The organism is Burkholderia sp. PvR073, from assembly GCF_054055695.1.
This window is the reverse complement of record NZ_JBSRXO010000002.1, coordinates 164,274-186,099: the sequence shown is the minus strand read 5'-3', so window position 1 is coordinate 186,099 and position 21,826 is coordinate 164,274. Positions and strand designations below refer to the sequence as shown.

Genomic DNA, 21,826 nt, shown 5'->3' with positions numbered 1-21,826 from the left:
AAATTTGCTGCGCGATTGCGTCGACAGACGGAGCGGCCCCGACACGCGATGCTCGACATCACGAAGGCTCATCCGCCCGGGAAAATGGCGCTTAATTAGGCTTGCACGATACGGTTCGGAACACGTACCCGTCACCTTCCTTCACGGCCTCCGACACACGGTCGTCTCCAATGCGCGCGAACAATCCCTCATGGTTGTCTCCGCGGCATGCGCCCGCTGCCGAATACGTCGCTCTCACCAGCGCGTGCGAAAGCAGCGTCCGTGTTTCGATGCTGCCGATGAGGTAGGCAGGCCCCATCAGCAACGGTATGGCCCAGAACACCAGACCAACCGGCGCAAGCATGGCAATCACCTGGCGGAGCCGCTCCCGACCATCCAGCTCCGACTTTTTCAGCCCGAATCTGAGTCTTCTCCAGGTCACGGTCATCCGTTCGACACCCTCTCTGCTGAATATCCGGACGTGATTCGCAGAAACCTGAATGAGCATGCTACCCATCAGGAAAACAAACTGAAATGCAAGGAACACGACGAGCGAGATCCCCGCAGCCTGGACCAGACGCAGCGCAAAGAATGCAGAGGCTGACAGACCGGTGAAGCTGGAAAAATGATCGGCGGTTTCATGCGTCAACGTCAGAACCAGCTTCTCCGCGTCCGAGCGCGCGAGCCAAAGCGCAACCGACGCAACCGCCAGATAGGCGCCCTTTCCTAATGCCTTGCTCCATGTCCATCGCGCGATCAGATGCAACACATGGTAAATGTGCCGTGCAGCTGCGTATGCGAGAAGAAGAAAAACGGGTATGGAGAAGCGATCGATCCATGTCGCATTCAGCACGACCCACAAAATTCCGGAAAGCAACAACATCATCGCGACCAAACCATACGCCACGGTGACATCAGGCGGCAGCTTCGCGATAGGGCGCAGTTTCCGCATGACTCTGACCGTGCGACGGATCAGCCAAGTTCGAAACGGTCCCAACTCCTGTATCCATTCACGCAAGATTCCGTACAGCATCGTTGCTGAAATCGCACCGATGAGCAGTTTGCTCACCAGTTGAAACTTGAGGAGCGGCAGCATGGCGAACAGCCCGGCCAGAACGGCGGCGCTGCGAACGATCGGGGATCGGTGCCACGGAACTGCGGCGGGTTGTCGGGCCTCGGGAATATTGTTGTCGGACATTGCGCGTTCAGATGACCAGTTAGTAAATTCGATGAAGTCGCATTCCCTCCAGGGGCGCCACTCATTCCGGAAGAGAAAAACGCAACTCGTGCGACGCCTTCGTATCCGGCTTCGTGCGGCCGCCGGCCGCCTAGCGTATAACCTGGGCACCCATCGCGACAACCTCTCCCCTCGCGAAAGCATGCCAATTCGCGCATCGCCGCGTTCGCGAGTATCCTTGCTGATCATTCGATTGCAATCCGCGCATCCGACCGAAGCGCTCGTCGCCGACGCTGCGTGTCGGTCATCAACCGTTCATTTTGTCTTCCCACATGGACTTCGACGTAATCGTTCTGGGCGCAGGCATCGTCGGCGTCTCCGCCGCGCTGCACCTGCAGGATCGCGGCCGCAAGGTCGCCCTCGTCGACCGCGGCGCGCCCGGCGAAGGCACGAGCTTCGGCAACGCAGGGCTGATCGAGCGCTCGTCGATCGAACCGTATCCGTTTCCGCGCAGCCCCTTCACGCTGATGCGCTACGCGCTGAACCGCTCCACCGATCTCTACTGGCACGGCACGTCGCTGCCCGCGTTCGCGCCGTGGCTCGCGCGTTTCTGGTGGGAATCGGCGCCGATGCGTCACGCAGCCGCGTCGCGCGACATGCTGCCGCTGATCGAGCGCTGCATCGTCGAGCACGACGCGCTGATCGCGCGTGCCGGCGCAGGGGAACTGGTGCGTGCAAGCGGCTGGATGGAAGCGTTCCGCACGCCGGCCGCATTCGAACGCGCGGTCGCCGATGCGGGACTCACCGCGCGCCGCCACGGGCTCGGCATTACGCCGCTCGATGCCGCGGCACTGCGTGCGCAGGAACCGAGCCTCGCGCCCGGCTTCTGCGGCGCGCTGCACTGGCTCGATCCGAAAAGCGTCGTCGATCCGTCCGCGCTCGTCAAAACCTACGCGCAACTCTTCGTGCAAGGCGGCGGCACGCTGCTCACCGGCGATGCCGCGAGCCTCGACGCCTTGTCGCCAGGCTGGCAGGTCACGACGGAACAAGGCAAGATCGCCGCGCCAGCCGTGGTCGTCGCGCTCGGCCCGTGGTCCGACACGGTGTTCGGCAAGTTCGGCTACAAGATTCCGCTGCGCGAGAAGCGCGGCTATCACATGCACTACGCGCCTTCCGAACGCGGCGCGCCGTCGGCGCCGATCGTCGATCGCGAATACGGCTACGTGATCGCGCCGATGCGGCGCGGATTGCGGCTGACCACCGGCGTCGAGATCGCGCGGCGCGGCCTGCCGCCGACAGGCGTGCAGCTCGATCGCGCGGAACGCGTCGCGCGCCCGGTGTTCGGCTTCGGCGAACGGCTCGACCCGCAACCGTGGCTCGGCTTCCGGCCGTGCACGCCGGACATGCGGCCGGTGATCGGCCCCGCGCCCGCGCATCGCGGGCTGTGGTTCTCGTTCGGGCACAACCATCACGGGCTCACGCTCGGCCCCGTCTCCGGCCGCCTGCTGGCCGAGATGATGACGGGCGAAGCACCGTTCACCGATCCGACGCCCTACCGCGCCGACCGCTTCTGAGCCCGCGCGCTCAGTCGAGCGCGCGGCCGAAGATCCGGATCACCTCGTCGAGATGCTCGGCCATCGCGCGGCGCGCGGCCTCGGGGTCGCGTGCGCGGATCGCGTCGAGGATCGCGCGGTGTTCCAGCTCCGACCGGTGCGGCATGTCGTTGGGCATGTACAGCGACTGCAGGCGCTGGAACATCAGATCGTACTTGTGCGCGAGCAACTGCTTGATCATCAGCGCATAAGCCGGGTTGTCGCTCGCTTCCGCGATACGGATATGGAACAGCCGGTCGCCCGGATGCGTGAGCGAGCCGCTGCGATTGTCTTCCTGGTTGCGCAGGAACGCGTCGTGAATCCCTTCGATTTGCTCGTCCGAGCCGTGTTTCGCCGCGAGCGCCGCGGCTTCCGGCTCGATCAGCCGGCGCGCCTGCAACAGCGCGAACGGCGGGATTTCGGTATCGAGGTCGAGCGCAATGCCGAGCTCAGGATCGATCTCGACGATCGAAAACGGCGCAACTTTCGTCTCGGGCCGCGGTTCCGGTGCGGCAGCCGCCTCGGGTTGGCGCACCTTCACGCCGTCGCCGACACGCACGCTGACGAGCCCGCTCACTTCGAGCGCGATCAGCGCCTCGCGCACCGACGTGCGCGACACGCCGAACTGCTCGGCCAGTTCGCGCTCGGGCGGCAGATAGCTGCCCGGCGGAAAATCGCCGGACCCGATCATCGCGCTGAGCTTGTCGGCGATCTGCTGGTAGAGGCGGCGGTTCTGAATCGGCTGGATGGACATACGTTGATACAGGTAAGCGGTTGCGTTGCGGACGGCCCGACGAATGAAGCATCGGGCCGCTCGCGCCTATTTTATATGCCGGGATTCGGGTCGCCCGGCACCGCATAGCAACGTGCGGCCGTACCGCCCCACAACGCGTTGCGCTCGGCCGCCGACAACCGCGCTTCGGCCCAGCGCTCGACCAGCGACGCCACTTCGTCATACGACGCCGCGAGCAGGCACACGGGCCAGTCCGAGCCGAACATCAGCCGCTGCGGGCCGAACGCGTCGAGCGCCGCATCGAGGCATTGCTCGATGTGCCGGATGTCCTGCCCGCGCAGGCCGCGCCGCCAGTCCGCCTCGGTCACGAGCCCCGACAGCTTGCACACGACATGCGGCAGCGCGCCCAGCTCGCGCAACGCGGCACGCCAGCGTGCGAGCGCGGTATCGTCGCGGTCGAACTCGGCGAGCGCGGGCTTGCCCGCATGATCGAGCACGAGCCAGTGCGCATCGTGCCGTGCGCAGAACGCGCGCACGTCCGGCAACTGGCGTTCGAACACGAGCACGTCGTACACGTAACCGTTCGCCTGCAGCCACGCGACGCCGCGATTGAACGCGGGATCCGCGACGAACGCGCCGACGTCGGCTTCGTCCTGCACCTGGTGACGAAAGCCGCGCAGCTTCGGGCTGCGCCACTCGGCGATGCGGTCGGCGAGCGCCGGCGCACCGAGATCCTCCCAGCCGACCACCGCCGCGATGCGCGCGTCGTCGCGGGCGAGATCGAGCAGGAACGCCGTCTCGTCGCGTCCGGCGCGCGCCTGCACCGCGATCGACGCGCCGAGCGCCTGCGCATGCATCTGCGGCCACAGCGCGTCGGGCAGGTAATCGCGGGCGAGCACGCCCATGCCGGGGCCGATCCACGGATAGTCGGCCGCGCGGTAACGCCAGAAGTGTTGATGGGAATCGATACGCACTGCGCCCATGATGTCCTCGTGGTTCGCCCTCGAACGCGGCATCACATCACGTCACGCTCAGTCGTACAACACTGCCGAGATCTTCGGGTCGTCGATATTGGTCTTGTCATACCAGTAGAAACCGGTATCGATGACCTTCGGCAGCTTCTCGCCCTTGATCGCCTTCACGGCCGCCTCGACGGTCTTGTAGCCGATCCCGATCGGATTCTGCGTGATCGCGCCGGCCATCAGCCCGCTGCGGATCGCGTCCTTCTGCTGCTTGCCCGAATCGTAGCCGACGATCACGACCTTGCGCTTCATCTCGCGCACGCCATTCACCACGCCGATCGCCGAGCCTTCGTTGGTGCCGAACAGGCCCTTGAGCTTCGGATACGCCTGCAGGATCGACTTCGTTACCTCGGTCGACTTCAGCTGGTCGCCTTCGCCGTACTGCACGGTCACGACCCGCACCTTCGGGTGCGCCGACTTCATCCGTTCGAGAAAGCCGTCGCGGCGGTCGATGCCGGTGCGGCTCGTCTGGTCGTGCGCGACCACGGCGACCTCGCCTTCGTCGCCGATCAGCGCGGCGAGCTTGTCGGCGGCGAGCGATGCGGCGGCCTTGTTGTTGGTCGCGGCGGTCGTCACCGGGATGTCGCTGTCGACGCCCGAGTCGAACGCGATCACGGGGATCTTCTCGGCCTGCGCCTTCTTCAGGAGCGGCAGCGCGGCCTTGCTGTCGAGCGCCGCGAAGCCGAGCGCGGCCGGCTTCTTCGCGATCGCGGCGGACAGCATGTCGATCTGCTTGTCGACCATCGCCTCGGTTTCGGGGCCTTCGAACGTCACCTTCACCTTGTAGTCCTTCGCGGCCTGCATCGCGCCAGCTTTCACGGCCTGCCAGAACTGATGCTGGAAGCCCTTCGAGATCAGCGGGATGTAGGTTTCCTGCGCCTGCGCGCCGGCCGTCACGCCGACGGCGAACGTCAGCCCGACGATCGCGTTCAACACCTTGCTCCTGATCACTTCGCGTCTCCTTGGTTGGTATCGACTGAAATGCCGGCCCGGCCGGCGGTGAAGCAGATGCATAGCACGTACGTGCGTCAGCGGCGGCGCCGGCGCAGGATGTCGACGTAGACGGCGAGGATGATGATCACGCCCGTCACGACCGTCTGCCATTCCTGCGCGACCGACATGATGCGCAGGCCGTTGGTCAGCACGCTCATGATGAACGCGCCGATGATGGTGCCGACGATGCTGCCCGCGCCGCCCGACAGCGACGTGCCGCCGATCACGACGGCCGCGATCGCATCGAGCTCGTAGCCCTGCCCGAGCGCCGGCTGCGCGGAGTTGAGCCGCGACGCGATCAAGAGCCCGGCGATCCCGCACACCGCGCCGCTGAACGTGTAGACGGCGATCTTCCACGCATCGACGTTCACGCCGGACAGCCGCAGCGCTTCCTCGTTGCTGCCGAGCGCGAACGTGTAGCGGCCGAAGAGGGTGCGGTTCAGCACGATCGATGCGCCGATCGCGACGAGGAACAGGATCAGCACCGCGTTCGGAATCGGCAGCGCGGGGATCAGGCTGCCGATCAGCGAATCCTGCGCGATCGACGTGAAGCCCGGCGTGTCGTTGAAGTAGATCGGCCGGGTGCCCGAGATCACGAGCGACAGCCCCTTCAACAGCATCATCATGCCGAGCGTCGCGATGAACGGCGGCACCTTCATCTTCGCGATCACGAAGCCGGACACGCTGCCCGACAGCGCGCCAAAGCACAGCGCGGCCAGGATCCCGAGCGGCAGCGGCATCCCCCACTTCGTCAGCACGACGCCGGCCATCACCGCGCAGAACGTCATCAGCGTGCCGACCGACAGGTCGATGCCCGACGTGATGATCACGTAGGTGCATGCGACCGCCAGCACGCCGTTCACCGCGGTGGCCTGCAGGATCGACACGAGGTTGTCGACATCGAGGAAGTTCGGCGACGCGAAGCTGAAGAATGCAATCAGCAGCACGAGGCTCGCGAACGCGAGCAGCTTCTGCCGCGCGGCCGGGTTGAAGAAGCGGGCTTTCAGGCCGGCTGCGCCGGCCGGCGTGTCGCCGGTGGCCAGAGGCGGAACGGGATGCGTATCGTTAGGCATGGTCGTAGGGGCTGAATCAGGACAATACGGTCGACTCGCGCTGCGTCGCGAGTTGCATGATCTTTTCCTGCGTGGCGTCGGCCGCGCGCAATTCGCCGGTCACGCGCCCTTCGCACATCACGAGAATCCGGTGGCTCATGCGCAGCACCTCGGGCAACTCCGACGAGATCATCACGATTGCCTTGCCGTCGGCGGCGAGCGCGTCGAGCAGCTTGTAGATCTCGCTTTTCGCGCCGACGTCGATGCCGCGCGTCGGCTCGTCGAAGAACAGGATGTCGCAATCGCGCAGCAGCCATTTCGCGATCACGATCTTCTGCTGGTTGCCGCCCGACAGCAGGCGCGCGGGCTGCGCGACCGACGGCGTGCGAATCGCGAGCTGCCGCACGTACGACTGCGCGGTGTCGCGCATCGCGCGCGCATCGAGGAACAGGCCGCGCCGCACGAAGCGGCGCATGCTCGACAGCGCGATGTTGTTCTGCACGTCCATTCCGACCGCGAGCCCGAAGTGCTTGCGGTCTTCCGACAGATAACCGATCCCGTGCGCGACCGCGTCGGCCGGCGTGCGGATCGTCACGGTCTTGCCGTGCACGCGGATCTCGCCCGCGTCGACCGGATCCGCGCCGAACACCGCCCGCGCGACCTCGGTGCGGCCCGCGCCCATCAGCCCCGCGAAGCCGAGGATCTCGCCGCGCCGCAGCGTGAAGCCGACGTCGCGGATCGCGCGCCCGCGCGACAGCCCGCGCACTTCGAGCGCGACGTCGTTGGCGGACGTATCGGGCGGCGTGCGGAATTCGGTATCGAGCTGGCGGCCGACCATCATCGCGATGATCGCGTCCATCGACGTGCCTGCCATCGGCACGGTCGCGACATACTTGCCGTCGCGCATCACCGTCACGCGATCGGCGATCTGGCGCAGTTCGTCCATCTTGTGCGAGATATAGACGATGCCGACACCGTGCGCGCGCAACTCGCCGATGATGCGGAACAGCTCGGCGATCTCCGCGTTGTTCAGCGCGGCGGTCGGCTCGTCCATGATGAGGACGCGCGAGTCGAACGACAGCGCCTTCGCGATCTCGACCATCTGCTGCCTCGCGACCGTCAGCCGGCCGACCGGCGTGCGCGGGTCGAGATCGAGCCGCATCCGCGCGAAGATCGCGGCCGCGTCACGGTTGAGTTTCTCCTCGTCGACGAACACGCCGAAGCGGCCACGCGGCTCGCGGCCAATGAAGATGTTCTGCGCGACGCTCAGGTGGTTCATCAGGTTCAGTTCTTGATGGATGATGCCGATCCCCAGCGCCTGCGCGGCGCGCGGATCGTCGATCTCCACCGCGCGGCCGTCCATCCGGATTTCCCCGCCGTCCTTTTGATACACGCCGGCGAGGATCTTCATCAGCGTCGATTTGCCGGCGCCGTTCTCGCCCATCAGCGCGTGCACTTCGCCGGCGCGCAGGTCGAACCGGCAATCGTCGAGCGCCTGCACGCCCGGAAAGCGCTTGCTGACGCCGGTCAGCTCGATCAGCGCGGCGGGTGCGTCGGTCGGGTTCGGATCAGGTTGCATGGCTCGCCGTCCTCAGCCGATCGCGCGATCGAGATGCGTATAGCCGCCGTCGACGAACAGCCACTGCCCCGTCGTGTGCGATGCGCGTTCCGACAGCAGGAACACGGCCGTGTCGGCAATCTCGTCGGCCGTCGTGAAGCGCTTGCCGAGCGGTACCTTGCCGGCGATCTCCGCAAGCTTCGCATCCGGGTCGTCGAAACCGGCGATCCAGTTCTGGTAAAGCGGCGTCATCACCTCCGCCGGGATCACCGCGTTCACGCGCACGCCGTCGTTGCGCAATGCGACCGCCCATTCGCGCGTCAGCGCGAGCTGCGCACCCTTCGATGCGCAATAGCCGCTCGTGTTGCCCTGCCCGGTGACGGCCGTCTTCGACGAAATGTTGACGATCGCGCCGCGCGCGGCCTTCAGGTGCGGCACGCAGTGATGCGCCATCACGTAGTAGTGGATCAGGTTGCGCTCCAGCGATGCAACGAACGCGTCGCGCCCGGCATCGAGGCCGATGCTGTCGTTGATGCCCGCGTTGTTGACGAGGCCGTCGATGCGGCCAAAACGCGCGACGGTCTGCGCGACGCCGTCGCGGCACTGCGCGTCGTCCTGCAGTTCGGCGGACACGCGCGCGGCGCGCGGCTGCGTCTGCGTGAGTTCGCGCCAGAAGCCGTCGTCCGGCGCGTGGCGTGCGAACACGACCGGAATTGCGCCTTCGCCGGCGAGCCGCATCGAGATCGCGGCGCCGATGCCCGACGCGCCGCCGGTCACGATCACGACCTTGTCTTGCAGATTCAAATCCACTTCGCGTCTCCGTCGTTCATGTTGTGGCCGCGCGCGACGCGCGTCGCCGTGCTTCAGCCGCGGAACCGATACTGCTCCAACGATGCCGGCTTCATCTCGATCGAGAAGCCGGGCGCCGTCGGCGGCATGTACGCCGCGCCGCGCACGACGCACGGGTCGACGAAATGCTCGTGCAGGTGATCGACGTATTCGGTCACGCGCCCTTCCTTCGTGCCGGAAATGCACACGTAGTCGATCATCGACAAATGCTGCACGTATTCGCACAGCCCGACGCCGCCCGCATGCGGGCACACCGGCAGCCCGTACTTCGCGGCCAGCAGCATCACCGCGAGAATCTCGTTCACGCCGCCGAGCCGGCACGCGTCGATCTGCACGACGTCGATCGCGCCGCGCTCGATGAACTGCTTGAACAGCACGCGGTTCTGGCACATCTCGCCGGTCGCGACCTGCACGGGCGCGATCGCCTCGCGGATCTTGCGATGCCCTTCGACGTCGTCGGGGCTCGTCGGCTCCTCGATGAACCACGGTTTCGCGAACGCCAGCGCGCGCACCCAGTCGATCGCCTCGTCGACTTCCCACACCTGGTTCGCATCGATCATCAGCTTGCGCTCGGGGCCGATCACCTCGCGCGCGATCGTCACGCGGCGGATGTCGTCCTCCAGGTTCGCGCCGACCTTCAGCTTCACGTAGTCGAAACCGGCGTCCACCGCCTCGCGGCACAGCCGGCGCAGCTTGTCGTCGCTGTAGCCGAGCCAGCCCGCCGACGTCGTATAGCATGGGTAGCCGTCGCGCTCGAGCGCCGCGATCCGTGCGGCCTTGCCCGGCGCCTGGCGGCGCAACAGCGCGAGCGCCTCGTCCTGCGTCAGGCAGTCGGTCAGGTAGCGGAAGTCGATCGCGCGCACGATTTCCTCGGGGCTCATGTCGGCGACGAGCCGCCACAGCGGCTTGCCCGCGGCCTTCGCCCACAGATCCCACACCGCATTGACGACGGCGCCCGTCGCCAGGTGGATCGCGCCCTTGTCGGGGCCGATCCAGCGCAACTGGCTGTCCGACGTCACATGCCGCCAGAAGCGGCCCATGTCCTCGCGGATCCAGTCAAGGTCGAGGCCGACGACGAGGTGACGCATCGCGTCGATCGCCGCGCAGCAGATTTCGTTGCCGCGCCCGATGGTGAACGTGAGCCCGTGGCCTTCGAGCCCGTCGTGGTCGGTTTCGAGCACGACGTACGCAGCCGAATAATCGGGGTCCGGGTTCATCGCATCGGAGCCGTCGAGCTGGCGCGAGGTCGGGAAGCGCACGTCGAGGACGCGCATCGATCGAATGATAGGCATGGCGAACGGTCCGTTAAAGGAAATCAGGCCTGCACGGTGCGCTGGCGCTGCTCGCCGAGCCCGTCGATGCCGAGCGTGATCACCTGCCCGGCGCGCAGATAGACGGGCGGCTTCTGGCCGAGCCCGACGCCCGGCGGCGTGCCGGTCGAGATCACGTCGCCCGGCTGCAGGCTCATGAAGCGGCTCAGGTAGCTGATCAGGTGCGGCACGCGGAACACCATCGTCGCGGTCGTGCCGTTCTGGTAGCGATGGCCGTCCACGTCCAGCCACAGTCGCAGCGCGTGCGGATCGGGCACCTCGTCGGCTGTCACGAGCCACGGGCCGAGCGGGCCGAACGTGTCGTTGCCCTTGCCCTTGTCCCACGTGCCGCCGCGCTCGAGCTGGTATTCGCGCTCCGACACGTCGTTCACCACGCAGTAGCCGGCGACGTGCGACAGCGCGTCGGCTTCGTCGATATAGCGGCCGCCCTGGCCGATCACGACACCGAGCTCGACTTCCCAGTCGGTCTTCTCCGAGCCGCGCGGAATCTCGACGTCGTCGTTCGGCCCCGAAATCGCGCTCGTCCATTTGCCGAACACGACCGGCTCCTTCGGGACGTCCATGCCCGATTCGGCCGCATGGTCGGAATAATTGAGCCCGATGCAGATGAACTTGCCGACGCGGCCGACGCACGCGCCGAGCCGCGGCGTGCCTTCGACGCGCGGCAACGACGACGGGTCGATGTCGCGCAGCCGTGCGAGCGACGCGGGCGTCAGCGCGTCGCCGGCGATATCGTCGATCACGCCCGACAGGTCGCGGATCGTTCCCTGCGCGTCGAGCAGGCCCGGTTTCTCATGGTGTTTGTCGCCAAATCTCAGCAGTTTCATGTCGTCTGAATGGAATCGGAAAGTGAATGGGGAGCGTGGAGCGCGGTCAGTTTGACCAGCCGCCATCGATCAGGTGAATCGCGCCGGTCGTGAACGACGCTTCGTCGGACGCCAGATACAGCGCGAGCGCGGCGACTTCATCCGCGGTGCCGATACGGCCCATCGGCTGCCGCGCGACGAACGCCTGGCGCACCGTGTCGGTCGACACCTGGCGCGTGCGCGCCTGTTCGGCGATCCGCTGTTCCAGCGACGGCGACTCGATCGTGCCCGGGCAGATCGCGTTGCAGCGAATGCGCTGCTCGACGAAATCGGCGGCAACCGCCTTGGTCAGGCCGATCACGGCCGCCTTGGTCGTGCCGTAGACGAAGCGGTTCGGCACGCCCTTCACGCTCGACGCGGCCGACGCCATGTTGATGATCGACGCGCCGCCGGCTTCCAGCATCGCCGGCAACAGCGCGCGGATCAGCCGGTACATCGACGTGACGTTCAGGTTCAGCGAGAACGCCCATGCGGCGTCGTCGCAGTCGAGGATCGAGCCGTGGTGCACATAGCCGGCGCAGTTGAACAGCACGTCGAACGCGTGCTCCTGCGCGGCGAGTGCCGCGACGTCGCCCGCGTCGGTCACGTCGAGCCGCCGCGTCGCCAGGCGGCCGCCCGCGCGTTCGGCGTCGGCCGCGAGTTGCGCGAGCGCGGCTTCGTTGATGTCGGTCGCCAGCACGTCGGCGCCCTCGCTTGCGAACCGCAGCGCGGTCGCGCGGCCGATACCCTGCCCGGCCGCCGTCACCAGCGCACGCTTGCCCTGCAATCTCATGAGCACTTCTCCTGTGGAAGTCGGCCGAGCCGATCGATTGGCACAAAGGACTAAAGGTCCAACCAATCATAGGAACAGATTCGGGATTTGTCACGAGCGCGCGATTCAGTATTTTCCCGAGCGGGAGAATGGGGGCGAAGGGGTGAAGCCGGTTGGTGCGGCGGCGCTTTTGCAGATGCCGGCGATCGGCCGCTCGTCGCGCGAAGCCAATACCGGCGCGGGTTTGCGGCGATTGCCGAGGCCCGCACCACGCGACGGCCGGGCGAAACTGACAAAAAAGTCATGTTCACGTCAGGGTCCTAACCGGGTGCGCGCGCGATCATGGTGTTGCCGGACCGCGCTTCCCGGTACACCGCACCCGCCCGTCGCCGATCCCTGACGGGCACCTCCGTCCCCCGCGGTGTCCACGTGACTGAGCGAGCAGACACGGTGGCGCGGCCCGATTTTTCGCCCCGGACGTTCGCGTCCGGGGCGCTTTTGTCGCTGCTTTTTCAAGAAAATGCGCGTCGATTGTTTCTGATTCGGCAAAAGGTAATTTGAGCCAGACAGGATGTTTTTTCCGGTCACAGACGCTTACATTTACCGCACCACTCATGGAAACCGCTACGGATGCGCCCGCGGGTAGTGACATCCACTGCCACAGCCGCACCGCACGAGTTTTAGGAAACGGCAAAATGAAGGCCTCGAAATCCCTGCCTGCGCTCGATCCCGCCGACGTCCACGTCGAAATTCTCGAACGTTCCGATACGCTGCTCGTCGTCCGCTGGGTCGAACCCGGCCGCTGTCATTACGGCGAACAGCGCTGGCGGCGCCGCTTCGCGCAGCGCACCGGCACCTGCGCACTGTCGCGTCAGGTCATCCAGCGCGGCGACGAAGTATTCCGCCCGGCCGAGCGCCCGGCCCCCGCGAACGCGGCCGCGATGATCTCCGCCGCGGAAGTACTGGCTCTGGCGGGCAGCCGCTAAGGTCCGCCCGCCGCGTGCCAGGGCTGGCTGCGTGATACGCAGGGCCGCCCTAGAAGCGCCGGTCTAATTCCCCCGCTTGTCTGCCCCGCCTGCGCGGACTATCGTTACACCACTCAATGTAACGATTACGCGTCGTGGCGCATCGGCCACGCCGATGGAGACAGACATGCATGCATGGAGCGCGCGCCACGTCCTGGCGCAAGGCGGCAAGGTCGCGGTCGTGACCGGCGCCAACAGCGGTCTCGGCTGGCAGATCGCGGAAACGCTGGCCGCCAAGGGCGCGACCGTCGTGATGGGCTGCCGCGATGCCGGGCGCGCCGCGCAAGCCGCGGATGCGATCCGCCGGCTCCATCCTGCGGCACGGGTTGAAGTCGATCCGCTCGACCTCGCCGATCTCGCGTCGATCCGGCGCTTCGCCGCCGACATTTCCGCGCGCCACGGCCGCGTCGACATCCTCTGCAACAACGCCGGCGTGATGTTCCTGCCGCTGCGGCACACGCACGACGGCTTCGAGATGCAGTTCGGCACCAACCACCTCGGCCATTTCGCGCTGACCGGCCATCTGCTGCCGGCGCTGTCCGCCGCGCGGCGGGCGCGCGTCGTGACGATGTCGAGCGGCTTCAACCGCGGCGGTCGGATTCGCGTCGACGACCTGCGGGCCGAGCACCGCTACAACCGTTATCTCGCCTACTGCGACAGCAAGCTCGCGAACCTCGTGTTCGCGATCGAGCTGCAGCGCCGCTTCCAGCGCGCGGCGTTCGCGGGAATCAGCGTCGCCGCGCATCCCGGCTACGCGGCGACCAACCTGCAGTTCGCGGGCCCCGCGATGGACAGTTCGCCCACCCGCGCCGCGCTGATGCGCGCGGCAAACCGTTATCTCGCGCAACCGGCCGATCAGGGCGCGTTGCCCGCGATCCACGCGGCGACGTCACCCGAGCTCACCGGCGGCGCGTACATCGGACCGTCCGGCTGGTTCGAGTCGCGCGGCCTGCCGGCGCCCGCGAGCGTGCCGCGCGCGGCGCGCGACGTGGCCGTGGCGGCACTGCTGTGGGAAGCGTCGGAGGCCGCGACGGGCGTGCGTTTCCTGAGCTCGGGCGCACCCGCCGGCCGGCCGCCGGGCACGCCGTTCGATACGACGGCCGAAGTGCGCTGAATTGCGCACTTCTGGTCGCTATTCTTCATACTTATTGCATTTACGGAAACGAAAGGCCGATGAAAGCCTGATTCGCCGCGCCACTGTTACCAGCCAGGAAACAATTTATCGTCAAAATCGGCGTTTACCCTGAACCACCCGGTGACTAAGATTTAGTCAATCGCTGCAGACATGGTGTCGACAGCGAAGCCAATAAAACACCGGAGGTCATCATGAAATCGCTCGTTTCCGCAGTCGTTGCCGCTGTCGCCCTGTCCGCTTCGTTCAGCGCTTTCGCACAAAGCACCGTGACGCGCGCACAAGTGCGCAACGAACTCGTCCAGCTCGAACAAGCCGGCTACAAGCCGGGCGTGTCGAGCCCGTACTACCCGAACGACATCCAGTCGGCGGAAGCGCGTGTTCATGGTGCCGATGCCAGCGGCTACGGCGCACAACCGGCTCCGGTCGTCCACTCCGGCGCACCGGTTGCCGCAGCGTCGTCGAACGCTCGCGACTCGGTCTTCTTCGGCCAGTAAGCCGACGCGCCCCCGGCGGGCGCACCGCGCATCGCGCGATGAAGCTGGATCCGGACGAGCCCGTCTTGCGGGCTCGTCTTTTTTTGTGCAATGCATACCTCCGCCGCCCGGTAGCGGGTGGCTTCGCCCGGGCGCGTTGCGTCCGGGCGCTTTTTCCCCGGCGAGGTAGGCGTAACGAAGCGGTATGCGCCGATCAGCGCGCCGCGGCTGCCGCAGGCACCGTCCGTGACAGCACCCGCCACCGCGACAGCAGTTCGTCGCGATCGACGTAACATCCCTGCAGATGGCGGCGGCCCGTCGACGGATCGAACTCGGTGCGCGCGTGCAGCACGCGCCGGTTGTCGAACGCCCACATGTCGCCGGCCCGCAGCCGGCGCTGCACGCGAAAGCGCGGCTCGCGCGCGAGCGCGAGAAAACGCCGGTATGCACGATAGACAGCCACCACCGCATCGGCAGGCGCATCGAGCGGCCCGCGCAGGAAGTTCGCGACGCGCACCTCGGTCACGTTGCCGCGCGCATCGAGCCCGATCACCGGCGCCGAACAGCGGTAGTCACTGTCCGCACTCTTGTTCCAGAACTCGAACGGTGTCGAGGCAAGGTGCCCGAAATCGGTCGGATATTCGCGCCGCAGCGCATCCGCGAGCGCGAAGCCGTCGAGGAAGACGCTGTCTCCGCCCGTTGCGTCGTTCGCGAGGCAATGCAGGAACTGCACGCCCGGCTGCAATTCGCGCGTCGGCAGGTCGGTGTGCGGCGGCAGGTTGAGCGACGTATAGGCGTTGCTGTCCGGTCGCGGCTTCGATTCGACGTCGAACAGCACGCCGAAATTGCTTTCGCGAATCAGGCCGATACGACGCGCGATCTGGTCGACCCGGCCGCGTTCGGCCGGCACACCCTCGACGAGCGTCAGCCCCGTGCGCTGCAACGCGGCGAGCCACGCAAGCAACGCGCCGTCGTCCTCCATCACGTCACGCCATGCGAACACGCCGATCGCCGTCGCGTCGTCGCCGGTCCACACGTGCCGCCCGTGCGCGGCCTGACGCTCCGCGCGCGACGCATCGTCGTACGCATGCGCGCGCAACCATCTCGGCGACCAGGTACTGCGATGCCCGTCGTTCCACTCGACGTGCAGCGCGCCGTCCGTTTCGACATGCACGACGCGCGCCGACAGATCCTCGCGCGCGTCGGCGATCTCGAACACCTGTTCGCGCGTGACCGCATGCACGCACGCGGAACACGCGCAGTTGTCGCGCAACCAGTCGAAGTGAAACGGCGATCGTCGCGTGTCGCTCCATTCGACGTCCACCGCGCCATCGCCGATCGTCGCCGCCGCAATGGCTGCATCGACGGAGAAAGTCCGCCAGTCCTCGATACGGTGTTGCGCTGCCTGCATCGTTGCCTCCCGGAAACGCCCGCTACGCATGTGGTGCGAGCAGAAACTCGCCGACCATCCGGTGCATCCGCGCCGCCTGCGGGCTCGTTCCGAGCGCGCGCCAGCAGCCGTGCACCAGCCCCTTCCCCATCCAGTAACGCGCGGCGCCCCCGGCCGCGCAAATCCGTTCGACGTACACACGCGCATCGTCGCGCAACGGATCGTGTTCCGCGCCGATCGCGAGCACGGGCGGCAGCCCGTCGAAACGCGACGCCGCGAGCGGCACCGATGCACGCAGCAGCGGATCGCCATCGCCCGGCGCAATGTGTTGTTCCGCGCCCCAGTACAACGCGCGATAGCGATGGACGTCGTCGAGCGTCAGCATCGGCGCGTGCGCTTGCGTTTCGCGCGCCGGCGATTGCGGTTCGATGCCGAGCATCGGATACACGAGTGCGATCCCGTCGATACCGCCTTCGCCTGCATCGCGCAGCGCGGTCGCGACGGCGGCCGCGAGATTGCCGCCCGCGCTGTCGCCCGCGAGCGTCAGCGGTCGCGCGCACGAGCCGAACGACCAGCACGCATCGCGCGCGGCTCGCGTGACGGCCAGGCAATCCGCGAGCGCGGCCGGCGCGCGATGCTCGGGCGCGAGCCGGTAATCGACCGCGATCACGGCCAGCCCCGTGTCGGCCGCCAGTTGCGCGGTGATCAGCGCGTGACTGTCGAGCGAGCCGACGACGAACCCGCCGCCATGAAAGAACAGCACGGTGCCGCGCGGTTCGCCGTGAGCCGGCGCGTAGCGCCGCAGCGCGATCGCGTGGCCGTCCGGTGCGTGCCACACCGCATCGCGTTGCGCGATGTCGGGCGGCAATTCGGCGGGCGTCCATGCGGCCGCGAAACGATCGTAGAGGCGGCGTTGCTCGTCGGGCGAGCGCCCCGCCGCGCCGGCCGGATACGCCGCGTCGACAGCCGATACGAACGCCGCGATTTCCGGTTCGAGCATCGTGCGCGCCCCCGTCGTCGCCGGCGCTAGCGGCGCGGCGGCAGGCCGATCACGCGGCCCGCATATGCAGGTGCCGCGCAATCGCGCTGCAACGCATGCAGTTCGGCCACGCGCGCGGCGACGTCGTCGTCGAACGGCGCCGATTTCGCGCCGCCGCGCGTGTCGACGTGCAGCAGCATCTGCTCGCTCGCCGACACCGCGCCGTCATGCCCGTCAGCGAACAGTTCGAGATAGAGGTGCAGCCGCTTCGCGTCGTGCGCGAACACCCGCGCATCGACGCGCACGCGCGTGCCTTCCTTGATCTCCTGCAGATAGTTCACGTGCGCTTCGAGCGTATAGACCGAACGGCCCCGCTCGCGACGCGCGGCGTCGTCGAGACCGATGCGCTCCAGCAGCGCATCGGTCGCGAAACTGAAGATCAGCAGATAGAACGCGTCGCGCAGATGGCCGTTGTAGTCGACCCACTCGGGCCGCACGACGTCGCGGTATATCGTCAGCGGGGTATCGCCGGTCATGTTCAATCAGTCCTCGAATCGCATTCCGTGCCGCGCCTTTACCGCGGCGATCGCCTTCAGCACCTCGGTAATGCACTCGTCGCGATAGCGTTCGAGCGCCTTGATGCTGCGCGTGCCCTGCTGTTCGCTCGTGCCTGCGACGACGCTGTCGATCAGTTCGTCGGTCAGCGTCGGCGCGACCAGCTTCGTCCACGGCAGTTCGAGCGCGGGGCCGAACTGCTGCATGAAGTGTCGCATGCCCGCGTCGCCGCCGGCCAGCGTATAGGTCAGGAACGTGCCCATGAACGACCAGCGGATGCCCGCGCCGAAGCGGATCGCATCGTCGATCTCGCCGGTCGTCGCAACGCCTTCGTTGACGAGATGCAACGCTTCGCGCCACAACGCCTCGAGCAGCCGGTCCGCGATGAAGCCCGGCACCTCCTTGCGCACGTGCAGCGGCCGCATGCCGAGCTTGCGATAGATCTCCATCGCCACTTCGACCGCTTCCGGCGACGTGCGCGCGCCGCCGAGCACCTCGACGAGCGGCAGCAGGTAGACCGGATTGAACGGGTGGCCGACCACGCAGCGCTCCGGATGCGTCGCACGTGCGTAGAAGTCGGTCGGCAGCAGCCCCGACGTCGACGATGCGATGATCGCGTCGGGCTTCGCCGCGCGGCTGATCTGTTCGTGCAGTTCGAGTTTCAGCGCCTCGCGCTCGGGCGCGCTTTCCTGGATGAAGTCCGCGTCGGCGACGCAGGCCTCGATCGTCGCCGCAAAGCGCAGCCGCGCGGGATCCGCGCCCGGCGCGAGGCCGACGCGTTCGAGCGCGGGCCACGCATTCGCGACGGTCGCGCGCAGCCGCTCCTGCGCGCCCGGCGCCGGGTCCCACACGACCACGTCGAGACCGTGCGCGAGCGCACGGCAAATCCATCCGCCGCCGATCACGCCGGTGCCGATCGCGGCGAACGTCTTGATGTCGGTCTTCACAGCCATGTCCACGCATCCTTCAAATCGAGGGGAATCGGACGGCGGCCGCCCTCGTGCGTGCCGCCGCAATGCATCACTGAATCAGCCGTCGAGGCTCACGCGAATTCGGTCGCCGCGCGGCGTTCGAGCAGACGCTCGCCGCGCGCCGGCAGGCCGAGCTTGCGACGCCCTTCGGCCGGCGTCAGCACGCGGGCGCCGAGCCGCTCGATGATTTCCCGCGCGCGCTCGACGAGCGTGCCGTTGGTCGCATGCACGCCGCGGTCGAGCCAGATGTTGTCTTCGAGGCCGACGCGCACGTGACCGCCGAGCAGCATCGCCTGCGCGACCATCGGCATCTGCATGCGGCCGATCCCGAAGCCGGCCCAGTGCGCGCCCGGCGGCAGGTTGTCGACCATCGCCTTCATCGTGCCGGTGTCGGCCGGTGCGCCCCACGGAATGCCGAGGCACAGCTGGAACAGCGGCGGATCGTCGAGCAGCCCTTCCTTCAGCAATTGCTTCGCGAACCACAGATGGCCCGTATCGAAGATTTCCAGCTCCGGCTTCACGCCGAGTTCCTGGATGCGCTTGGCACCCGCGCGCAGTTGCGCGGGCGTCGACACGTAGATGTAGTCGCCGTCGCCGAAATTCAGCGTGCCGCAATCCAGCGTGCAGATCTCCGGCAGCAGTTCCTCGACGTGCGCGAGGCGCGTGAGGCCGCCGACGAGGTCGGTGCCCTTGCCGAAGCGCATCGGGTCCTCGCCCGGGCCGATTTCCAGATCGCCGCCCATGCCAGCCGTCAGGTTGATGATCACGTCGACGTCGGCCGAGCGGATCCGGTCGACCACTTCGCGGTACAGGTTCGGATCGCGGCTGCCGCGGCCCGTCTGCGGATCGCGGACATGGCAGTGCGCCACCGTCGCGCCGGCCTTCGCGGCTTCGATCGCGGCGGACGCGATTTCCTTCGGCGTGACCGGAATCGCCGGATGCTTGCCGACCGTATCGCCTGCGCCGGTGACCGCGCAGGTGATGATGACTTCGTGGTTCATGCTGACTGCCCTCGCTTGATTCGGATTGTGTCGCTCGATTTGTGTCGTACTACAGATGATTCGTCGCCGCGCGCCGCATGCATCGGGCGCGCGAGCCGTTACAGGCCGAGATAGGCCTTCACGGCAGGCAAGCCGTCCTTGCCGTCGAACGTCTTGACGCCGGCGAGCCACGCATCGAGCACCTGCGGATTCTTCTTCAGGTACGCCTTCGCGGCCTCGGCCGGCTTCGTCTTGTTCATCACCGACTGCATCAGCTGGTTCTCGAGCTGCGTCGAGAAGCGCAGGTTCTCGACGAGCTTGCCCGCGTTCGGGCAGCGCGAGATGAAGTCGGGCGCCGTCAGCGTGTACACGCGTGCTTCGCCATAGTTCGGGCCGAAGGACGCATCGCCGCCGGACAGGTAGTTCATGCTGATCTGGATGTTCATCGGATGCGGTTCCCAGCCGAGGAAGACCACCCACTTCTTCTCGCGGATCGCGCGCTCGACCGTCACGAGCATCCCCGCCTCGCTCGACTCGACCAGCTTGAAGCCGCCGAGGCCGTACTGGTTCGTGTCGATCATCTTCTGGATCGTCGCGTTCGCGCTGCTGCCCGGCTCGATCCCGTAGATCTTGCCGTCGAGCTCGGCGCGGTGTTTCGCGATGTCCTCGAAGGTCTTCAGGCCGGCCTGGTATTCATAGCTCGGCACCGCGAGCGTCGCCTTCGCGCCCGACAGGTTCGGCGGCTCGACCACGTTGATCGACTTGTTGTCGAGGAACGGCTGGAGCTGCTTTTGCTGCACCGGCCACCAGTAGCCGAGCGACACGTCGAGCTGCTTGCTCTTCAGGCCGGCGAACGAGATCGGCACCGATGCAATCGTCGTCGTCGGCTTGTAGCCGAGCCCCTCGAACACCGTCGAGGCGAGCGCCGTCGTGGACGTGATGTCGGTCCAGCCGATATCCGCGAAGCGTACGTTGCGGCAAGTCGCGGCATCCGTTTCGGCCTGCGCCGCGGTCGCGAACGCGCCGGTCGCCAGCACGGCCGCGACGAACGCGGCGATCTTTGTCGACTTCATGGTTTCTCCCTCCCGATTGGACCGATGTCCGACGGGTTCGCGGTGTGCGTCCCGGCCTGCATCGTGGGAGTAAAAGTAACGAGCCATATTGGCCGCGGGAAGACCGCCGGCGACCTGTTCTTGACTGTTTGCGACTATGGGTGGAAACCACTACGCGCGTGCAGGGGCTTGTGCCGCGAGGGTTTCGGGCGAATCCAGGAGAAAAGAGGTTTGTCCGGATGCGGCGTGGAAAGTAGGCCGGACGTGCGTTGCCGACGGCGCTCGCGCGGCGCGATGCGGTTTTCCGCCCCTGCGGGCGGGAACCGCCTCCCGAAGCGCTATCGCGGCACTTCGACGTAGGTTTCCCGGCAAATCTCGCGCAATGCCTGAACCAGCAAATCCCGCGTCGGCGCATGCGATTCGCCGGCGCGGGTGAACAGCGCGATGGGCGGCAGCGTCCAGACCAGCGAGTAAGGCACGATCGCGACGCCGGCGATGCGCACCATTTCTTCCGCGATATCGGCCGGCACGATCGATACCGCGTCGTCGCTCGACGCGATCATCTCGCCGATCAGCTTCGACGAGTAGCTTTCGACGATCGGCACGGGCGGCGCGATGCCCGCCGACAGGAACAAGTCGGTCACCTGCTCCCGCATTGGCGTATGCGGCGCGCCGAGGATCCAGTCCAGCGCGTGCAGCTTCTGCCAGTCGAGCTTTGTGCGGGCCAGTTTCGCCGCAAGACGCCGGCTCGCGATCATCCGCGGCTGTTGCTGGTACAGCACTTCAAAGGACACCTGCCCCAGGTCGATCGCCGACGACGCCCGCCCGATCACCAGGTCGACACTGTGGTCCTTGAGCTGCAGCAGCAACTGGTCGCTGGTGCCTTCGTGGATCGTCACGGTCAGGCGCCGTTCCATCCGGGATTGCAGACGCTTGAGCGCGGCCGACAGCATCTGTCCCGAAATAAACGGAATCACGCCGATATGCAGATGCGCCGCATGGCCGGCCGCGACCGCCTCCATCTCGCGGGCGAGATGGTCGAGATCCTTCAGCATCGCCGTGGCCCGTTCGAGCACGACCGAACCGAGCGCGGTCGGGCGCATCCCGCGTGACGTGCGCTCGAACAGCGGCGTGCCGAACATGCTTTCCAGCTCGGACAGCGCGTTCGTCACGGCAGGCTGGCTGCTGGCCATGTGCTCGGCGACGCGCGTCAGCGACCCGTGCTGCTGGATCTGCAGCAACAGCATCAGATGCCGCATCTTCAGGCGCGCGCCGAGCCGCCTGACCACGTCGTTCGCGTCGAATGTCATCGCCCGGCCACGCACCCATCATGAAAAAGTGATGGACCGATATTAAAACAGAA

General features: G+C 66.8%; 21 protein-coding genes. 4 read left to right on the top strand and 17 right to left on the bottom strand.

Translation table 11 applies throughout. The annotated features are described in order from the left end of the window. Positions 1-91: 91 nt before the first annotated feature. The gene (locus tag ACVK00_RS07960; protein WP_228908261.1) at positions 92-1,177 is read right to left on the bottom strand and encodes a hypothetical protein; all 1,086 of its coding nucleotides are present in this window, start codon (positions 1,175-1,177) and stop codon (positions 92-94) included. Positions 1,178-1,488: 311 nt separating this feature from the next. Here ACVK00_RS07960 and ACVK00_RS07955 point away from each other — a divergent pair, with 311 nt between their 5' ends. Continuing rightward, the gene (locus tag ACVK00_RS07955) at positions 1,489-2,730 is read left to right on the top strand and encodes an NAD(P)/FAD-dependent oxidoreductase (RefSeq protein ID WP_228908262.1); all 1,242 of its coding nucleotides are present in this window, start codon (positions 1,489-1,491) and stop codon (positions 2,728-2,730) included. 10 nt (positions 2,731-2,740) lie between these two features. On the opposite strand, the gene ACVK00_RS07950 is transcribed toward ACVK00_RS07955, so the two are convergent. The 9 genes from ACVK00_RS07950 to ACVK00_RS07910 all read right to left on the bottom strand — a co-directional run bounded on the left by ACVK00_RS07950 (position 2,741) and on the right by ACVK00_RS07910 (position 11,924). Further along, positions 2,741-3,502 carry a FadR/GntR family transcriptional regulator gene (locus tag ACVK00_RS07950; RefSeq protein WP_228908263.1) on the bottom strand — a complete coding sequence of 254 codons (762 nt, stop codon included), beginning with the start codon at positions 3,500-3,502 and terminating at the stop codon, positions 2,741-2,743. 71 nt (positions 3,503-3,573) lie between these two features. Further along, the gene (locus ACVK00_RS07945) at positions 3,574-4,464 is read right to left on the bottom strand and encodes an L-fucono-1,5-lactonase (RefSeq protein WP_284895566.1); all 891 of its coding nucleotides are present in this window, start codon (positions 4,462-4,464) and stop codon (positions 3,574-3,576) included. A 48-nt stretch (positions 4,465-4,512) separates the two neighbouring features. After that, entirely contained in the window at positions 4,513-5,454 is a 942-nt protein-coding gene (locus ACVK00_RS07940) for an ABC transporter substrate-binding protein (protein WP_006749499.1), read from the bottom strand. Positions 5,455-5,531: 77 nt separating this feature from the next. After that, the gene (locus ACVK00_RS07935) at positions 5,532-6,569 is read right to left on the bottom strand and encodes an ABC transporter permease (protein ID WP_228908265.1); all 1,038 of its coding nucleotides are present in this window, start codon (positions 6,567-6,569) and stop codon (positions 5,532-5,534) included. Between the two features lie 16 nt (positions 6,570-6,585). After that, positions 6,586-8,127, bottom strand: a complete 1,542-nt coding sequence (locus ACVK00_RS07930) for a sugar ABC transporter ATP-binding protein (protein WP_284895569.1) — start codon at positions 8,125-8,127, stop codon at positions 6,586-6,588. A gap of 12 nt (positions 8,128-8,139) precedes the next feature. Beyond that, positions 8,140-8,916: an SDR family oxidoreductase gene (locus ACVK00_RS07925; RefSeq protein ID WP_284895571.1), complete on the bottom strand. Its 777-nt coding sequence runs from the start codon at positions 8,914-8,916 to the stop codon at positions 8,140-8,142. Positions 8,917-8,969: 53 nt separating this feature from the next. Continuing rightward, positions 8,970-10,247, bottom strand: coding sequence for an L-fuconate dehydratase (locus ACVK00_RS07920; protein ID WP_228908268.1), 1,278 nt, complete (start codon positions 10,245-10,247; stop codon positions 8,970-8,972). 23 nt (positions 10,248-10,270) lie between these two features. Continuing rightward, complete coding sequence (locus ACVK00_RS07915; RefSeq protein ID WP_284895573.1) at positions 10,271-11,113, bottom strand: ureidoglycolate lyase; 843 nt, start codon at positions 11,111-11,113, stop codon at positions 10,271-10,273. Between the two features lie 46 nt (positions 11,114-11,159). Then, a complete protein-coding gene (locus ACVK00_RS07910; RefSeq protein ID WP_284895575.1) occupies positions 11,160-11,924 on the bottom strand; it encodes an SDR family oxidoreductase in 765 nt (254 codons plus the stop codon). 674 nt (positions 11,925-12,598) lie between these two features. Here ACVK00_RS07910 and ACVK00_RS07905 point away from each other — a divergent pair. The 3 genes from ACVK00_RS07905 (at position 12,599) to ACVK00_RS07895 (ending at position 14,557) form a co-directional block, all read left to right on the top strand. Next, positions 12,599-12,889: a DUF3331 domain-containing protein gene (locus ACVK00_RS07905; RefSeq protein WP_006749506.1), complete on the top strand. Its 291-nt coding sequence runs from the start codon at positions 12,599-12,601 to the stop codon at positions 12,887-12,889. A 166-nt stretch (positions 12,890-13,055) separates the two neighbouring features. Next, positions 13,056-14,042 (top strand): oxidoreductase, encoded by a 987-nt coding sequence (locus ACVK00_RS07900; RefSeq protein WP_284895577.1) that lies wholly within the window; start codon positions 13,056-13,058, stop codon positions 14,040-14,042. 212 nt (positions 14,043-14,254) lie between these two features. Next, positions 14,255-14,557, top strand: a complete 303-nt coding sequence (locus ACVK00_RS07895) for a DUF4148 domain-containing protein (RefSeq protein ID WP_228908271.1) — start codon at positions 14,255-14,257, stop codon at positions 14,555-14,557. Between the two features lie 193 nt (positions 14,558-14,750). Here ACVK00_RS07895 and ACVK00_RS07890 read toward each other — a convergent pair whose 3' ends face one another. The 7 genes from ACVK00_RS07890 to ACVK00_RS07860 form a co-directional block, all read right to left on the bottom strand. Continuing rightward, positions 14,751-15,947 carry a TauD/TfdA family dioxygenase gene (locus ACVK00_RS07890; RefSeq protein WP_284895578.1) on the bottom strand — a complete coding sequence of 399 codons (1,197 nt, stop codon included), beginning with the start codon at positions 15,945-15,947 and terminating at the stop codon, positions 14,751-14,753. Between the two features lie 22 nt (positions 15,948-15,969). Further along, positions 15,970-16,926, bottom strand: coding sequence for an alpha/beta hydrolase (locus tag ACVK00_RS07885; protein WP_284895580.1), 957 nt, complete (start codon positions 16,924-16,926; stop codon positions 15,970-15,972). A gap of 26 nt (positions 16,927-16,952) precedes the next feature. Then, positions 16,953-17,441, bottom strand: coding sequence for a thioesterase family protein (locus tag ACVK00_RS07880; RefSeq protein ID WP_126225925.1), 489 nt, complete (start codon positions 17,439-17,441; stop codon positions 16,953-16,955). Positions 17,442-17,447: 6 nt separating this feature from the next. Next, complete coding sequence (locus ACVK00_RS07875; RefSeq protein ID WP_284895583.1) at positions 17,448-18,413, bottom strand: L-carnitine dehydrogenase; 966 nt, start codon at positions 18,411-18,413, stop codon at positions 17,448-17,450. Positions 18,414-18,502: 89 nt separating this feature from the next. Next, positions 18,503-19,432 (bottom strand): BKACE family enzyme, encoded by a 930-nt coding sequence (locus ACVK00_RS07870; protein ID WP_006749513.1) that lies wholly within the window; start codon positions 19,430-19,432, stop codon positions 18,503-18,505. Between the two features lie 98 nt (positions 19,433-19,530). Next, the gene (locus tag ACVK00_RS07865) at positions 19,531-20,484 is read right to left on the bottom strand and encodes a choline ABC transporter substrate-binding protein (protein ID WP_228908275.1); all 954 of its coding nucleotides are present in this window, start codon (positions 20,482-20,484) and stop codon (positions 19,531-19,533) included. A 317-nt stretch (positions 20,485-20,801) separates the two neighbouring features. After that, a complete protein-coding gene (locus ACVK00_RS07860; RefSeq protein WP_166721821.1) occupies positions 20,802-21,773 on the bottom strand; it encodes a LysR substrate-binding domain-containing protein in 972 nt (323 codons plus the stop codon). Positions 21,774-21,826: the final 53 nt, after the last annotated feature.

What these genes read in the sequence shown, in the direction of transcription:
- ACVK00_RS07895 (WP_228908271.1), top strand. Translation starts at nt 14,255, where the DNA reads ATGAAATCGCTCGTTTCCGCAGTCGTTGCCGCTGTCGCCCTGTCCGCT.
- ACVK00_RS07930 (WP_284895569.1), bottom strand. Translation starts at nt 8,127, where the DNA reads ATGCAACCTGATCCGAACCCGACCGACGCACCCGCCGCGCTGATCGAG.
- ACVK00_RS07885 (WP_284895580.1), bottom strand. Translation starts at nt 16,926, where the DNA reads ATGCTCGAACCGGAAATCGCGGCGTTCGTATCGGCTGTCGACGCGGCG.
- ACVK00_RS07865 (WP_228908275.1), bottom strand. Translation starts at nt 20,484, where the DNA reads ATGAAGTCGACAAAGATCGCCGCGTTCGTCGCGGCCGTGCTGGCGACC.
- ACVK00_RS07950 (WP_228908263.1), bottom strand. Translation starts at nt 3,502, where the DNA reads ATGTCCATCCAGCCGATTCAGAACCGCCGCCTCTACCAGCAGATCGCC.
- ACVK00_RS07920 (WP_228908268.1), bottom strand. Translation starts at nt 10,247, where the DNA reads ATGCCTATCATTCGATCGATGCGCGTCCTCGACGTGCGCTTCCCGACC.
- ACVK00_RS07875 (WP_284895583.1), bottom strand. Translation starts at nt 18,413, where the DNA reads ATGGCTGTGAAGACCGACATCAAGACGTTCGCCGCGATCGGCACCGGC.
- ACVK00_RS07900 (WP_284895577.1), top strand. Translation starts at nt 13,056, where the DNA reads ATGCATGCATGGAGCGCGCGCCACGTCCTGGCGCAAGGCGGCAAGGTC.
- ACVK00_RS07880 (WP_126225925.1), bottom strand. Translation starts at nt 17,441, where the DNA reads ATGACCGGCGATACCCCGCTGACGATATACCGCGACGTCGTGCGGCCC.
- ACVK00_RS07860 (WP_166721821.1), bottom strand. Translation starts at nt 21,773, where the DNA reads ATGACATTCGACGCGAACGACGTGGTCAGGCGGCTCGGCGCGCGCCTG.
- ACVK00_RS07935 (WP_228908265.1), bottom strand. Translation starts at nt 6,569, where the DNA reads ATGCCTAACGATACGCATCCCGTTCCGCCTCTGGCCACCGGCGACACG.
- ACVK00_RS07890 (WP_284895578.1), bottom strand. Translation starts at nt 15,947, where the DNA reads ATGCAGGCAGCGCAACACCGTATCGAGGACTGGCGGACTTTCTCCGTC.
- ACVK00_RS07870 (WP_006749513.1), bottom strand. Translation starts at nt 19,432, where the DNA reads ATGAACCACGAAGTCATCATCACCTGCGCGGTCACCGGCGCAGGCGAT.
- ACVK00_RS07910 (WP_284895575.1), bottom strand. Translation starts at nt 11,924, where the DNA reads ATGAGATTGCAGGGCAAGCGTGCGCTGGTGACGGCGGCCGGGCAGGGT.
- ACVK00_RS07945 (WP_284895566.1), bottom strand. Translation starts at nt 4,464, where the DNA reads ATGGGCGCAGTGCGTATCGATTCCCATCAACACTTCTGGCGTTACCGC.
- ACVK00_RS07915 (WP_284895573.1), bottom strand. Translation starts at nt 11,113, where the DNA reads ATGAAACTGCTGAGATTTGGCGACAAACACCATGAGAAACCGGGCCTG.
- ACVK00_RS07955 (WP_228908262.1), top strand. Translation starts at nt 1,489, where the DNA reads ATGGACTTCGACGTAATCGTTCTGGGCGCAGGCATCGTCGGCGTCTCC.
- ACVK00_RS07905 (WP_006749506.1), top strand. Translation starts at nt 12,599, where the DNA reads ATGAAGGCCTCGAAATCCCTGCCTGCGCTCGATCCCGCCGACGTCCAC.
- ACVK00_RS07960 (WP_228908261.1), bottom strand. Translation starts at nt 1,177, where the DNA reads ATGTCCGACAACAATATTCCCGAGGCCCGACAACCCGCCGCAGTTCCG.